Annotated in this window: 14 protein-coding genes; all 14 read right to left on the reverse strand. The window is 42.8% G+C overall.

What is annotated here, in order from left to right; translation table 11 throughout:
• Positions 1 to 196: 196 nt before the first annotated feature.
• Positions 197 to 442, reverse strand: a complete 246-nt coding sequence (locus tag ACXZ1K_RS02290) for a DUF1016 N-terminal domain-containing protein (protein ID WP_458973222.1) — start codon at positions 440 to 442, stop codon at positions 197 to 199.
• Positions 443 to 594: 152 nt separating this feature from the next.
• Positions 595 to 885, reverse strand: a complete 291-nt coding sequence (locus ACXZ1K_RS02295) for a type II toxin-antitoxin system RelE/ParE family toxin (protein ID WP_458973223.1) — start codon at positions 883 to 885, stop codon at positions 595 to 597.
• A gap of 15 nt (positions 886 to 900) precedes the next feature.
• On the reverse strand, positions 901 to 1,116 hold the full coding sequence (locus ACXZ1K_RS02300; RefSeq protein WP_458971767.1) for a hypothetical protein: 216 nt from the start codon (positions 1,114 to 1,116) through the stop codon (positions 901 to 903).
• Between the two features lie 88 nt (positions 1,117 to 1,204).
• Positions 1,205 to 1,909 (reverse strand): ATP-binding protein, encoded by a 705-nt coding sequence (locus ACXZ1K_RS02305; protein ID WP_458971768.1) that lies wholly within the window; start codon positions 1,907 to 1,909, stop codon positions 1,205 to 1,207.
• Positions 1,910 to 2,011: 102 nt separating this feature from the next.
• Positions 2,012 to 2,581: an RNA polymerase sigma-70 factor gene (locus ACXZ1K_RS02310; RefSeq protein WP_458971769.1), complete on the reverse strand. Its 570-nt coding sequence runs from the start codon at positions 2,579 to 2,581 to the stop codon at positions 2,012 to 2,014.
• A gap of 109 nt (positions 2,582 to 2,690) precedes the next feature.
• Complete coding sequence (locus ACXZ1K_RS02315) at positions 2,691 to 2,843, reverse strand: hypothetical protein (RefSeq protein ID WP_458971770.1); 153 nt, start codon at positions 2,841 to 2,843, stop codon at positions 2,691 to 2,693.
• Between the two features lie 59 nt (positions 2,844 to 2,902).
• Complete coding sequence (locus tag ACXZ1K_RS02320; RefSeq protein ID WP_458971771.1) at positions 2,903 to 4,876, reverse strand: alpha/beta hydrolase; 1,974 nt, start codon at positions 4,874 to 4,876, stop codon at positions 2,903 to 2,905.
• Between the two features lie 32 nt (positions 4,877 to 4,908).
• Entirely contained in the window at positions 4,909 to 6,138 is a 1,230-nt protein-coding gene (locus ACXZ1K_RS02325; protein WP_458971772.1) for a TlpA family protein disulfide reductase, read from the reverse strand.
• A gap of 20 nt (positions 6,139 to 6,158) precedes the next feature.
• On the reverse strand, positions 6,159 to 7,694 hold the full coding sequence (locus ACXZ1K_RS02330) for a PKD-like family lipoprotein (RefSeq protein ID WP_458971773.1): 1,536 nt from the start codon (positions 7,692 to 7,694) through the stop codon (positions 6,159 to 6,161).
• An 11-nt stretch (positions 7,695 to 7,705) separates the two neighbouring features.
• A complete protein-coding gene (locus tag ACXZ1K_RS02335; protein WP_458971774.1) occupies positions 7,706 to 8,458 on the reverse strand; it encodes a DUF4843 domain-containing protein in 753 nt (250 codons plus the stop codon).
• A gap of 16 nt (positions 8,459 to 8,474) precedes the next feature.
• A complete protein-coding gene (locus ACXZ1K_RS02340) occupies positions 8,475 to 9,872 on the reverse strand; it encodes a RagB/SusD family nutrient uptake outer membrane protein (protein ID WP_458971775.1) in 1,398 nt (465 codons plus the stop codon).
• A gap of 10 nt (positions 9,873 to 9,882) precedes the next feature.
• The gene (locus tag ACXZ1K_RS02345) at positions 9,883 to 13,290 is read right to left on the reverse strand and encodes a SusC/RagA family TonB-linked outer membrane protein (protein WP_458971776.1); all 3,408 of its coding nucleotides are present in this window, start codon (positions 13,288 to 13,290) and stop codon (positions 9,883 to 9,885) included.
• 164 nt (positions 13,291 to 13,454) lie between these two features.
• Positions 13,455 to 14,426 carry a FecR family protein gene (locus ACXZ1K_RS02350; protein WP_458971777.1) on the reverse strand — a complete coding sequence of 324 codons (972 nt, stop codon included), beginning with the start codon at positions 14,424 to 14,426 and terminating at the stop codon, positions 13,455 to 13,457.
• Positions 14,427 to 14,572: 146 nt separating this feature from the next.
• Positions 14,573 to 15,145, reverse strand: a complete 573-nt coding sequence (locus ACXZ1K_RS02355; RefSeq protein ID WP_458971778.1) for an RNA polymerase sigma-70 factor — start codon at positions 15,143 to 15,145, stop codon at positions 14,573 to 14,575.
• Positions 15,146 to 15,300 lie beyond the last annotated feature (155 nt).

The following is a 15,300-nucleotide window of genomic DNA, read 5'->3' on the forward strand; positions in this document are numbered from 1 at the left end:
GACAGAACGGTTTTAAAGAGTTTGGCTAGGCAATAAAACTGGTAATCTAAGTGTTAATCAATTTCGTTCTGAAGCATCTGATCGTCAGCATCGAACAATTCATGTAATTTCTGCTGCAACACTTTTTTCTCTGGTAACTGTGTCTTGTATTCTGCAACCATTGTAGGGGATAGACTTCGGCTTAGTGCATATTCTACTACTTCATTAACACATAACTGTCTTTGAAGCTATTAATCTCGGGATAGGTTTCTCTCAAAGCCGTTGAGACTTTTAAATTTCCTATCATGGTTCTTTCAAATACCCCAGCTGTAATCTGGCGCTCAAGTTCCCTAAAACTATATTTCTCATTTTTAGCCAATTTTAGATAGAACTCTCTTTCTTCGGTAGTTTTACATCTAGAGAATATAGATAAATTATGTGACCAGCTTATTTCTCTCAACAGCGTTGAGAGTTTTGCTAAACTCTATTAAAAGTGCCCAATCAAACCATATAAAGTGACACACATTGTTTCATGGCTTACATGGAACATTTTATCAGTATGTTTCGCAATGTCAAATGAATATTTACCACTTTAACTGCGCCCTATCAAGGATGCTAATCCCGTTTATCCCAGATTTTCGGGTTAAGACTTGTATGAAAAACTGCAAAAACTGTAATTGTATCTGAATGAATATTCAGACTGTAATGTACCATAAAAGGAAATTTTTTGATAACCATACAACGAACGTCTTCGTAGCGTATCGCATAAAGTTGTGCAGTGCTTTTTAATTTATTGATTTGTTGTATTACCTGTTTTTGAAATCTCTTTCCTAAACCCTTGCTTTGCTTATTATACCAATCAGTAGCATTTTGAATATCATCAAGCGCGTCAGCATGAATTTTAATCTTATATTACTGCATTTATGCCTTAAGCGTTTTGGAGGCCAATTCCCAGTCTTGAAGAAATTCAGGATTGACTTTTGAGTTTTTTATCCTCTCGGTAACTATTGCCTGATGCTCCAAAGGAATAGAAATATCATCCTTCCAGATCATCTCATTTAATTCAAGTTTTTCAGATGGAGATAATTGCCTTACGGCGTCCATCAATTGTCTAAGTGATAATTCAACAGCTATCATAATTCAAAAATAATTAAAATATATAATATTTTACACTAATCGCAATGCTAAATGATTAGTATTGTTGAACAACAAATTTTGCGTGGTATCACATGTCTTCTATAGACAGCCCAATAAATTCAGCACGATAGTCTTTGAATTGCGCTTCAAGATTCCTGGCCTTTTCCTTTAACCCGGCAATACTGATGTTTTCTTTTTTACGCTTCACTTCTCCAAAAATGATTGATTTTTCCAAATCATTTATCGCAACGATATCAATTTCATTTTGGTTGCTCTTTTCCCAATAGGTACCAATCGCAGAAAAATTTCCTTCCTCCATCATTTTCTCAATAAAGTACTTTTCAAGAATGCGCCCACTATAGGTCGAATAATCGCGCCTAACAATTTCTTTTAAATAGCTTAAATTCCCTATTTCTACCACGCTTCTATATTTATAAACAAAGCGGAACCAGAAATTTAAAAAGTTATCATTAATGTGATATTTCATCGATCGGCTGTTCGGTTTAGCGAAAATTGGCTTTACCTTACTGATCAAGTTAAACTCACTTTCCAGGCGGTCTAAAAATCCACCGGTCTGCATTTCCATAATCGATTCAATTTCAACCCTTGAGGTTTTTGAAGATGCAATCAACGATAAAATAGGAAAGTAGTTGCCGTATTCTTTTCCAAATTCATCAATGAGCACATTCTTTCCTTCATCCAAAAAAAGGGAATTCTCTGTCAGGATAACATCCAAAATTGACTCAAACGTAAATGCCTTCTCCTCTATCAGCAACTCTACATACTTAGCCACTCCACCAGTTATTAAATAGAAAGCCAGTAAATAGCATCATTATCGCAATGCCCATTACGGTAATGTACATTACGATAAATACAATTAGTCATTTGCACTTCCCTAAAGCGTAATAAAAAAGCTCTTCAATCCGGTTTTGAGATTCTTCAGCGCCTTGCTCATATGGAACTCAACCGTTTTTTCTGAAATGTCCAGTTCCTCCGCGACTTGCTTTTGCGTCATCCCCTGCTCCCTCGTCATTCTATAAACCGTTCGCGTTTTTTCGGGCAGCTGGTCAATCAGTACATTCAGCCGCTCCTTAATCTCCTGAAACTCCAGCCATTCTTGTGTAGAATTGTCTTCCAGTTCTGCCAGCGTCTTTTCTGCACTTTCATCTCCAAAATTCTTTTGCCGGTACTGTTTCGCCAGCGCTTTCAGCACCCGGTACTTCACGGCAACCGACAAATAGCTTTGTAGCGAACTCGTAATTTCCAATACCTCCCTGCGGTTCCAAATCGTAATAAACAATTGCTGGACCACATCTTCTGCCTCCTGGAAATCCTCAATCTTGTTTGCCGCAGCCGTAAATAGTTTATTCCAGTACCGGTTATAGATCTCTGTAAACGCAACCTGGTCGTCCTGCTTCATTAAAGCAGTCAGCTCATGATCCGAAAGTTTACCATAGTCTGCCATGCGACAAATTGTTTCCCTTACTGCAAGATCGCAATAAATCTTTACAAAGTTCCACAATCTCCAGCTAATTACCCAAATGCAGGAATGTTAAGCTTTCGTTAAGCTGGCCCTAATTAACCAGCTTGTTCTTTTTTAGCCATGCGCCAATGGTATCAAGTACCTCCGGTGCGATGTCTTCTTTGATCGCCGCATACTCTGCAGGCTGGCAGCTCTGACAATGCTGTAAAAGGTGGTTTAAGCCCGGTATTAGTTTTACACTCACGTTCTTGTTCTGTGATGCCAATGGCAGGTTCTTCCAGCTCGACAGGTTCGGCTCTGCTTTTACCAGGATATCTTTCCCCCATTTATCGCCAAAATGGGAACTTTGACTTTAGTCAGGTAGTCTGCCGGATTGTACTTGATAAAAAATCGATACCATGGCCGCGTAGCGCTCAACGACCAGCTGTAGATCGGAAACCTGAAATGGTCAAACTCCACATTTAAAGTTTTAAAGTAGGCTTCATCTTTTACTTTCCAGGCATTATACTCCTCGTTCAGTTTCGCATGCAAATTCACAGAGTCTGCATAGTGGAAAGCAGTCTCAAACATCAGCTCATTGATCTCGTTAAATCTCTTTTTGTCGTAATCTGGTATCGGCGCAGCGGCAACAATATCCTGGTTCTGCAAAATCTGAGACTCCAGCCCTGTTAAAGCCAGACCGGATAAACTGATCAAAAATGCAACATCATCTGATTGTGCAGCGGCAATCGAAATGCTGGCCCCGCCCTCGCTATGTCCCAGCAATCCAATTTTCCTGATCTTTAAATCTTTCCTGGTTTTCAGGTAAGCCACCGCCGCCAATGCATCCTTCGCAAAGTCTGCCGTGGTTGCATCTTCATACGTCCCGTTCGTTTCTCCGGTTCCCCTGTCATCCATCCTCAGCACTACCAAACCCTGACTGTTTAAATATTCTGCGATGGTTTTAAACCAGGGATGCCCGGCCATCATCGCATCTCTATCCTGCTTTCCGGTGCCCGACATCAGTACCACAGCTGTGCCATTCCAATGTGCTTCCGGAAAACTAATTGTCCCGCCAAATGTAATGGTATCGGTATTCTTAAAGGTTACCCGCTCTTGTCCAAAAACCTTATTCCCAGCTAATAAATAACTTGCCTCAAATTGTTTTTTCCACTCCGATGGCGCTAAACTGCTGTATTGATCAGGCGGATTGTTTCTAAAAGTCTCCATATGTTTCAAGAGCTTCTCAGAATATGGGTTCTTAGCAGAATGCGAGAACTCTTTAACTTTGTTCAAAATCGCAACGGTAGCGCCATAGGGCAACTGATCCACATAGGTATCAACAACCTTAAAATTGTTCTTTTTAATCTTATTCAGTACGGCTATTAAATAAACCTGATCGTATTCAATCTTATAGGTTTCATCAAACCAGGTATTCGCTTCCTTAGCCGGGTATTTTGCCAGAAATGCTTCTGAAAGGGTAGTTTGTTTAGCAGCGTCTTGTTCTTTTTTTATCGCCTGGTATGCCGCTAGTTTTGCAAATTCTGTACCGCCAAATCTTTTGGTGATCACCTGGTTCAGTGAATCTGCTTTTCCCTGCTCATTTAATACGCTGCTCAGCAAATAGCTTGCTTTTAACAGGTCTTCTTTTGTACCGCCGTCTTTGCCCAAATGCGCCACCACTTTCCTCACCTCAGGGCGTCTCTGCTCACCGTATGCTGCCATTAAAGATTTGGCATAAGGCACCGCAAATACGGATTGTGATTTCGGATTGTTGTAATACTGCAAGTCCTTCTGCAACCACATAAAGGTTACGGTATCATTGATGGAATGCCCGTTCAAATAATTTGGTATGGTGTATCCGTAAGCGGGCGACCGCATCAGCCCCCATGCGGCATAGCCGCTTGGAAGGTTTCTGCCATTAACATCCTGCAGCAAAAAACCGTAGGACTTGTCCTGATTGTTGTCAAACTTGTCTCCGGCCAAAAACTTCATGGTAAAAAAGGAACTGTTTGCCGGCACCTGGTAATTTCCGGTCCATTTGTTCTTTCCTGCCTGGCTCAGCTTTACATCTGCGCCCTTCCAGGCATAGTCATTGAAATAGTAAACAATGGCCTGTACGCTGTCCCGGTTCTCCAATGGGGTACCTACCGCATCATAGATGAACTCGAACCTTTGGTCAACCACAGGCGCCACCGGCGTCAGGGAAACATTTTTATAAACCTGCTGGGCCTGAACCATTGTCGAAGCACAGATCATTATCAAAACCAAAAGATGGTTGATTTTATATTTTAACATTATTGATCGTAATTTTATTGGATGTAAATTGTTTAATCGGCCGCTCGTGCAAGGCCTATCATGATACTGATCTCGTCGACAAGTTCCGAGGGACTTCCCATATAACCTACCGCTGAAAACCGAAGTTTTCCTGCCTTATCGATCACCATCTTATGCGGAATCGGGCCCACGCCAAAGCTTTTCGACAGTTTCGCATCGGCATCGAACAGCACGTTAAAATCGTACTTATTGTCGGCCAGGTACTGGGCAACATATGCTTTGTAATCCGCCCGGTGCTCCTGCGTATCCACGAAATAAAACACCACATCTTTCTCAGCCTTATATTTGTCTACAGCTAGTTTCATCCCCGGAAATGCAGCTTTACATGGCGCACACCAGGAAGCCCAAAAATCCAATACCACAACTTTTCCTTTCAGGCTGCTCAACGTAATTTCCTTGCCCGCGTTGTCGTACACTTTGAACTCCGGCAAGATTTTGTTGACCATAGAACGCTTTGTCTTCTCTTCCAATTCTTTGCTCAGGTCTTTATCTTTCAGCGTAGCCAGATAGCTTTCATAACCCGTCTCTTTTCCATGCAGACCAACGTAATTTTTCTTCAGCATTTCCATCATCAAAGGCGTCATCTGGTTTTTCTTTGTTGCCGTTTCCAGTGCAGCCTTCAACTTCAGCTTTTGTCCCGCACGGTCCAGCAAAATGGCATACACTTCGTTAAGGGGTGAATTCTCAAACTGATACTCATCCTGGGCCGACTGTGCATACTTTAATCCTTCTGCATTCTTGTTGGTATTCATCAGGATATCCGCATAGATGGCATACATCTGTTTACTGTAAGCTTTGGCTTGCTCTGCCTGGCTAAAAGAATGCATCCTGTCAATAGTTGTCTTAACAAAGGGATAGGCTTCTACCGCATTTACGGTTTTTAATTTAACGTAAGGCACCTCCACACACCTGTAAAAAATATTCACCAGGCTGCCAACGGGGGCTGCACTGATGTACTTTTTGAAGGTAGTGGAGTCTTTTTTCATGGACGACATGATGCCCACCACTAAATAGACTTTGTTATAGTCTATCCGGTTAGCTTTATCAAACGCAGTATCGGTCTGTGCCACCGGATAGCGGTCCAGGAACTCCGAATTGATCTGCAGCATTTTCTCTTGGTCTTTTTCTAGAGTGAGCAGCTTGTAGGCTGCTAACTTATCTGATTGTGCGTTCAACCCCATGTACAGGAACAGGAACACTGGCAATAGTTTAATTAATTTCATAATGTGATGTGTGTAGTTAGTTAAAAATCATTACCTCTGGCTTTCGGAAGCATCGTAGCGATCTTGCCAAAGCCTTCATATTTCTTCAGCACGGTCTGGTTCACAGCGCCGCTTGTTGGATCAATTGCCAGTTCATACAGTCTGCCAACCGTTCCGTCCCAGGTAGCCACATGCAGAATGCGCCCATCGGAAGCAGTCAGGTTAAAATTCGGTCTGGGCTTATAGATCTTTATCGCGGTAATCTGTTCTGCTGCCGGGAATGAGAATGCTTTCTTTGCCGTATTGGTCCCCGTATAATCATATAAATACAGGTCGTGGTCCGTCGTATAAAAAGCGGCAAAGCCAAATTCGCTGGCAGCAAATAGTTTTGCATTCACTACATCGGGCAAATTGCTCATGTCGTATTTGGCAAGGCCCAGCGCACCGTCATCTGTCTTGTTAAAATTACAGGTATACAGCCAGCGTCCGTTACCTGTTAGGTCTTTAAAGAAGCACAGGGTTTGATTGGAAAATCCCCGCTCCATTCCGATCATCGTTTTGCCAATATTAGTTAGGTCGAAAGGCTGCGCCGATGATGCTGGCACTTTAAAATCCACCATCACATTCGTGGTCGCAGGATGCAGGAACTTCAATTTCTTTTCGTCATACACTACACCAATCAAGCTGCTGCTCGATGCTTCCGCGATGAATGGCGCCAGGGAATAATCTCCGGTTACTGCTCCTGGGAAGATTGCGCCCAATGGGTCAGTGGAATTCACTATGTAAAGTTTATTGTTGTTCACCATGGTTTCATAGAAACTAACCGTACTATATTGGTATGCCTGTGGGTTGATCACTTCATTTGGCCTCTGAAACAGGCCTGCATTTTCCCGCATAAATGAAAAGTCAAATCCCTGTACCCTGGTCAGCTGACTGCTGCTGCCAATCGTAATCCAATTCTGTGTGGTAAACGAACGTCTCGCCTGAATGATGAATTTCGGCTCACCACTGATCTTCATACCTTGTAATTTCAGGTAGATATTTTTGAGCCATTTTTCTGTCGTGGCAAATGGCACCGTATTCTTACTTAAAAGAAAGTCTACATCTCCTGCACCGTTTGTCCCATGCAGTACCAGCAGACCGTATTCTACATTGATGTCGGCCGTAACGCTCACCTTAAAGAGCACATTGGATTTTAAGGTGGTTTTAGGGTCAGTTACCACCAATTCCAACTGGTAGTTCCCAATCGCGTCTGAGATCACCGCACTCAGCTTCCTTGTTTGTGCAACCGTCCTCACCTGCGGAACTTCTGTTGTAGATCCGGAAACTGTTTTATAGATCAACCACTTATAGGTCAGCCTGGCCGTATCTGCTGCCGGAAAACTGATCTTAGGTTCAATCGTCAATGTGCTAAATCGCTCTATGCTATAGCTGTTGCTGATCCCTGTGGTATCCAGCTTGGGTACCAGGGTATCGGTATACGTATAGTTGCCCAAATCCTTTTTACAGGAGAAGATCAGCATGGATACCATTGCAGCAACCAAAATATTTATATGGTAAAATGTTTTGATTTTCATGTTCTTAATTATTAGTTAGGGAAGGTAACCAGCACCCCATTTTCATCTGTTAATGGCGTAGTGTGTGAACTGTTATAAGCGGCTAAAGCTTCCTTCATGCGGATCTTAAAATCGGTCATCATCGCCGAGGAATACTCTCCTGGTTTTAAAGGCACCCGGGCGCTCGCCTGTAGGGTAAAGCTGGTGATGCCCAGCACATCTATGATGTACCTGTATTTTGTGGTGCTATAGGCGCCAAAAAAGAAAGATAAACCAAGATCCCAGTTCGATGGCTTTACCAGGTTGTCACTCCAAATGATACTAAAAGCATTGTCTTCCACTACACCTGGTTTGAAGTCTTTCGTTTCAGCAATACTCAGGTTCAGCTGTACCGTCTTGCTTTTTATATCTGCCGTACGGTAAAGTACCACCGGCAAAATGCCTTCTACCTGGTTGGCTTTTACCACCCCGTCAACAAAATCGAAATTCTGGCCTTCTACGGCGGTACTTCCTTCGGCCTTAAATTTACCTCTTACCACCCGGTCATAATCTTTTGGAAACCCCATCGTCTTCACCTTGATCTTGATCGTATCCTTCAACACGGTAGAAGGTAACGACAGGAACGAAAATGATTTGTTGGTAATCCGGGTAGCTAAAAGGTCATTCGCGCGTTCAAAGAAATACACTTGTGGTGCATCTGTATAGGCTTCAAGATCCTTTTTGCAGGAGGTGAATCCGATCGTCATCATCAGCCCAAGCAGGCCGTATATTTTAAATGTTTTCATCCGTTTTGAGTTTTGATTAATTGCCATATTTTATTTCATCGTCAGGGATCGGCAATACATAAACCGAATTGCTGCCCGCTACTGTTGAGTACTCAATAGCAGATTTATTAAGTCTTTTGTAGTAATAGAACAACTGTCCTTCTGCAATAAATTCCCGTCTGTATTCCCTGAAAATTTGGTTTTGCAGCTCCGCGTCACTTACCGTAGCCGATACGTCCGCCGTTTGGTTCCTCGCCCTTCTAACGGCATTTAAATAGCCTACAGAACGGGTTTTATCGATGGTCGATAAACATTCTGCAGCGATATAGTACATTTCTGAAATCCTGATCACAGGCATCTTGTACAGGTAATTGACCGTCGTACCTGCTACAGGTGCGTACTTCGTGGAATACCTCAAAAAGTCTGGGGTAGCGGTCGACAAATAAACAAACCGATAGTCGGACGTCACCGCATCAAAGTCCGAGGTATACTGCGCATCTGTTTTCGCCAGTTGCGCACTGGATCCCGGCACAAAATAATTTGCCGTATAGGTATGTAAATCGTACATGTTCAAAGCAAAAATGAGCTCTGAATTGTAGACTTTATCATAGCCGTTTACAATGTTATTATTTGCCGCAAATGGAAATGCCCTTCCGTTGATCACCTCTTCTGCACAGATCAGGGCATTTGCTTTATCTCCCGCGTACAGATACACCCTGGCCTGTAACGCTTTTACCGCATAGTAATTGAATTTATAAAAACGGTCCCTCAGGTAATTGGTAGCTGCCGGATTTCCTGCTACAACTGGATCCGACGATTTTAACAATACCGCAGCGGCAGCTAAATCTGTTTGAACCTGCGCAATTACAGCACTCACGGTCAGCCTTGGATTGCTCTCAATACCAAATTTGTTGGCATAGGGTATAGCCACTGCGTCCATTCCTCCTGCCGAAGCCGGCGCAGGTGCATATAGTCTCAATAGATCGAAATGCATGAATGCCCTTAACCCCAATGCTTCTCCTTTGATGATGTTAAAATTTACACCGGTAAATTGTGGCAGGTCCGTCCGGTCCAGGTTCTTAAGCAGGTTATTGGCATTGGATATGCCATTGTACAACTGTTTCCATATCGCTGTGGTACGGGTGCGTACGGAATCCGACTGGTAATTGTAATTCTGCATGTTGACATAGGGCCCCGTGATGCGGGTATACTGGAAAGCCAGCACATCCAGCATGCCATAGGTAAGTTCCTTACCGTACAGGCTTTTATCTGTTAGTTTAACATAAAGCCCCGTTAACGCTTGTTGGTATCCCTTTTCGTCTTCAAAAAGCGCGTCAGACTCTACCTGTGTTTTAGGCTGCACATCCAGAAATTTTTTGCAGGAACTGATGCTCAAAATCAGTAATACAGCAAGTATATAATAGGTTCTTTTCATGGTTTTTTAATTAAAATGAAGCTTGTAATGAAAAAGATAGCGTACGTGCAAATGGATAGTCCAACCCGCGCTCAACTTTTACAGTTGAAAAACGCGCCAGGTCATTCAAGTTTACATTAGCCCGCAGTGTACTTTGTTTACGGAGCCCCATAAATTTCATCCCTTTAAAATCATAGCCAAGGCTTACTGAACTCAAAGCCAGCTCATTTAAATCCTGTACAAATCTGGATGATGGCCTGGTTACCGACAGATCGGCAATGTCCTTAAATAATGCAGCCTGTCCCGGTGTTTTCCAACGGTCCTGCAGCGCCCTGATGTCCACATTGTTGTTGAAGTTTACATTCTCCACCCTTTCAACCAGGGTACTGTTATACATTTGCGCACCCAATCGGTAAGCGAATGCAAAGTTTGCAGTAAAGTTGCCCAGTCGCAGGTTCGCGCCAAAATTACCCAGCAGCTTCGGTGTCGCATCGCCCACATTCACCAGGTCATCGGTATTGTAAACATAGGTTTGGGTGCCATCGGCCTTCAGGAAAATCTCTCTTCCGTTCGATGGATCAATACCCAACGACCTCACCGCGAAGATCGCAGTCATCGACTGGTCGGGTACATACCTTTGATATGGACGCTGCGAAAGGGTATTGTCGTTTATCCGGTTAAGCGCCAAAATTGAATTGGAGACCTTCCTGATTTTGTTGGTGTTGTGCACCACATTTAGAAATACGCCCAAACTTTTCTTTGCTTGTGTCAGGATCGCAAAGTTGGTCCCGATCTCATATCCCTTGTTTCTTACTTCGCCAATATTCTCTTTGTAGCTGTCAAATCCTAATGAAGGCGCAATGATTTGGTCGGTAAGCAATCCCTTGGTATCTTTAACATAATAATCAACACGTAAGTTAAACCGCTTTAATAGCGACAAATCCAACCCCACATTCTTGTCCAGCGCCTTTTGCCATTGCAAATTTTCATTCGGCAAGCCCATCAAATTTACTGCAATGTCACCGTTGTAATTTTGTGTCAGGTTGTACTGGTAAGTAGCAACGGATAAATACCCGTTCGATATGGGTGTTCCGGTATTACCTATGCTTGCCCTTAGTTTTAACCGATCCAGACCTTTTACGCCGCTGAACCATTTTTCATTGTTGATGTTCCAGCCCAGACCCAATGAAGAAAAATCTCCCCACCTGTTGTTCAATCCAAATTGTGAGCTTGCGTTCCTTCTATAGCTAACGTCTGCCAAAAAGCGGTTGTCATAACTATAATTCACTGCTGAAGTGAACGCTATGGTCCTCACGGTATTCTCCGTTCCTGTTGCCTTCGTTCCGGGCTTGTACTGGTTACCAAATGCAATATCATCTATATTGTCGTCCGGGAATCCAACCATGATAAAGCCTGTCGACTCTGAACTGTTGTGGTTGATGGACCCAATGGCATTTGCGAAAATTTGGCTCTTTCCAAATTCCAGATTATAGGATCCCCCTAAATCTGAACTCAGGATATTTTGTTTTCCATTGCTCTGGCGGTATTCTCCCCTGTTTTGATATTCCGCAGTACCCGGTTGGATGTTGATGAATGCCGTATGGCTGGCCGGCAGAAAATATTCCGATGCATTGTTTTGTGAGGTAATACCTACTCTAGCCGTAAGTCGAAGATTTTTCTGAGGCGAATATTCCGAATAAAAGTTTTCTGTGATGTTGCGGTAAGTGCTGTTGTCCTTCGTATTTAAGGTAGCATTGTAAAGCGGATTAAATACTTGTCCGGTTATGGCGTCATATCTTGGAATCAACACGCCATTGTTATCGTAAACCCTCCAGTAGGGGTTCATGCGGGCATAGTCTCCGAATGATCCGTATGGTGAGTTGATCGACTTGTTATTGTCTATCGTCAGTATATTATTGAATGCAAAATTCTTTAAGCGGTAGCTCAGGTTGATGTTTCCGGTTAATGTTCTCCTGTTGGAACCTTTCATTACCCCGGTCACATTGTTATAGTTCAGGTTGGCAGCATAACGCATCGCGTTGTCTCCCCCATCTAAGTTCAAGGAGTGTTGCTGACCGTATCCGTTCTGTAGTGGTTGCGACAACCAGTAAGTATCTACGCCGTCTAATGCTGCTTTTTCATTGATCGTATACTTCGCCAGAAGGGCCGCCTGCGTTCCCGGTATAACCGAGGTATACATTCCGGCCAGACTTTCCGCCTGAACTTTTTGCAGGGCATTCGTCAACTGGTAGGAAGTCAGATCTGGTGCCGTAACATTCAAACTGCCTGAATAGGCAATCCTCAGGGCGCCCGACTCAGGCCTGATCGTCTCCACGACAACTACGCCGTTACCTGCTTTTGCACCATAGATGGCTTTGGCAGAGGCATCCTTTAACAAGGTAACGCTCTTGATTAAATTGATGTTCAAATCGTAGATGCGCTGAAGCGTCGCCTCAAATCCATCCAGGATAAACAATGGCTGGTTGGGCAGATTGGAATAAGTGGCATTCAAATCCGGGATACCCGTCTGACCGCGAAGTTGCACATCGGGCAAGCGGTTTGGATCTGATCCAAAACTATTACTTTCAATGATCTGAAATGAAGGGTCAAGAATCGACAATCCCTTAATCAGGTTCTGGTTGGTCACCACTTTTAATTCTGCGCCCGTAAAGGTGGAAACCGCTCCTGTAGAGGTGGAAGCTTTTCTCTCAAATAAACCATTGTTGATCACCACTTCGTTTAAGTTGTTGGCATCCGCTAAAAGCTGAACTCTTTTGGTGTTGCCCGACTTAACGCTTACCCTTTTCGTAACATAGCCCACGTATCTAAATTCCAATACCGCATTGGAATCCGGGACCACCATTTTATAAAAGCCTTCCTTGCTCGTGATCGTGCCCTCTCTGGTGTCGACCAACCACACACTGACGCCGGGAATACCCTGACCAGTGCCGTCGACCACCTGTCCGCGGACATCTATTTCTGCTTTTTGAACTGTATTTGTGTAGCTGTTTTTATCATTGGCAATTGTTGGGGTGATTTCTGATTTTTTAGTGATTAAGATGTGCCTGTTTACTTGTTTAAATCCCAGGGAAGAGTTCGCCAGCAGGGCTGACAACAACTTGTCAAGTGTAGTACTGGTTTCCACCAGGTTCAACTTGCCAATCTCTGAGATTTCTTCAATCCTGTAGATAAAATGAAAAGGCGTCTGCTTTTCAATTTTTTCCAGTGCGCTGGAAAGGCTTTCCTTTTTCAACGCCAGTTTTACATGTACTTCTTCCATCTGTTGGCCCTTAACATTGGAAGCGATCAGCAGTTGTGCTGATATGAGGAGAGTCAGGATGATAAACGAAGTAATACGCATAAAATCAATCAGGATTTTTTTAGGTATACGGAAGACATACCGGTCCCCGCATTTGGCTGCATTAGCAGAAAAATTCATATATTCGAATGTTGGTGTGATTTAAATACCTTATGAGAATTACATTAAAATGGGTCCTTCTCTTCAAAGAGAAGCCCGCTGAGGTTCTGCAATAGTTCCATACCGCAAATATGTAGCTATAGCAGGGCCTTTTTGCTTAAGATGGTCTTGGTCGGTTCATTGGTCTAGTTTTTTGGTTTAATGGTTACTTGTTTAGTGATGGGATCGTATTCAAATACGGCATGATTAAAATCGCAGATCAAGGTTAGGCAATCTGCAAGGCTCTGATTTTCAAATAGGGTAGTGGTAAATCTTTTTTCAGCAAGTTCTTCCTGCTCAATGGTCACTTTCACACCGAAACGGTCCTGCAGCAACAAAGCCGCATTGCTCAACGTGATGTCGTTAAATACCAAATCTTTTTCTCTCCAGGCCACCGTTTCGGCTGCATTGGTATCCTTCAATTTGGCCAGGTCGGTCTGAACATCGTAAACCACCTGTTTATTCGGCGTCAATGTACCCAGGGTTTTTCCTTCTTTATTGACCACAACCTTTCCGCGGATTACCGTAACGGTTACTTTTCCGCTGCGTGAATCTACATCAAATGCAGTCCCCAATACTTGGGTACTTACCTTTCCTGTCCGTACAATAAAAGGTTGTTTACTCAGGTGCTTGATATCAAAAAAAGCCTTTCCAACTAAAAACACTTCCCGAACCGCTTTGCCTTCAAAACTTGACGGGAATTTCAGCTGACTTCCTGCACTTAAAATCACCGTACTTCCGTCGGCCAGCTGGATCAGTTCATTTGTTTTTGAGGAAACTTCAATGCTCTTGGAAAGCATTTCCTGGGAAACAACAGGCTTTTCCCTGTTGATCACATAAAATGTAGCACCGGCAACTATCAATAGGATTGCAGCTGCTGAAACCAACCGCTTCCAGCCATTGTTTAATTTTCTTACCGGAACTGCCGTTGTGATTTTCTGATCGATAGCCTGATAGAGCAAAGCTTCGCGCGCCAATTCGTTGCCCATTTTTTCTTCATTCCAAACCCGTTCGGTTTGAAAACGATTAAAATACTGGTTGTATAAGGCAAGCTCGGCGTCACTGGCTGTGCCTTCATTTACTTTTTCTGCAAGTTGAAAAAACTCTTCTATCGTCATTAGAAAATGGGCTTTTTAACGAAACACCTTTATTTCTGGTGCCTCATTTAATATAAGGCACTTAAAAAGGCCGCACCCCCACAAATAAAATCACAAAAAGTTTAAATTATTTTAACATTGCTTAAAAAACAGCAGAGAAGCCTCTTTTAGGAGACAACAAAGAGCAAAATGGAGAACAGAAACATCCGCAGTAAAGAAATTTTCAAGCGTTTCAAGGCAATTGTCATCTGTCTTTCTACCGCTTTTTCCGAAATACCCATTTTTTTAGATATTTCCTTATTACTTAGGTGTTCATTTCTGCTCAAATCGAAAACTTCACGGCAACGATCAGGCAATTCTGCAGTAAATCGTACTAAAACCTCTTTTAATTCTTTCAATTCCAGTTCACTTGTCACGTTATTAAAGGAAGGCTCCTCATTTTCCACCTGATCAAGGAAAGACTGACGCAATTTAGACTTGCGAATGACATTAGTGACCTTGTATTTGACTGCAGAAATGAGATAAGATTTTAAAGACAGGATTCCCAGTTCAGCACGTTTGTTCCATATCCAGACAAAAACATCCTGCACAACGTCCATGCAGGCATCGTGATCCTGGAGCATATTGAAACCCGCGAGATACATTGCAGACCAATGTCGGCGGTATATCTCATCAAAAGCCTCCTTACTATCTTTACTTAGTAGATCAATTAATTCATCGTCTGCACAATCCTTATACATCTAAAGTTCAATACGTCCCAAACCAAATTTAATAAAATAAATTAATAATAACCATTCACCGGGAATTACATAAACCGTCGAACCCATGAAGTCTGTTAGCCGAGATTTATTTAGTTTTGTGCTAAAAATTCCAAATAAATCCCGTAACATGATAA

This window comes from Pedobacter jaeyakensis (genome assembly GCF_054461315.1).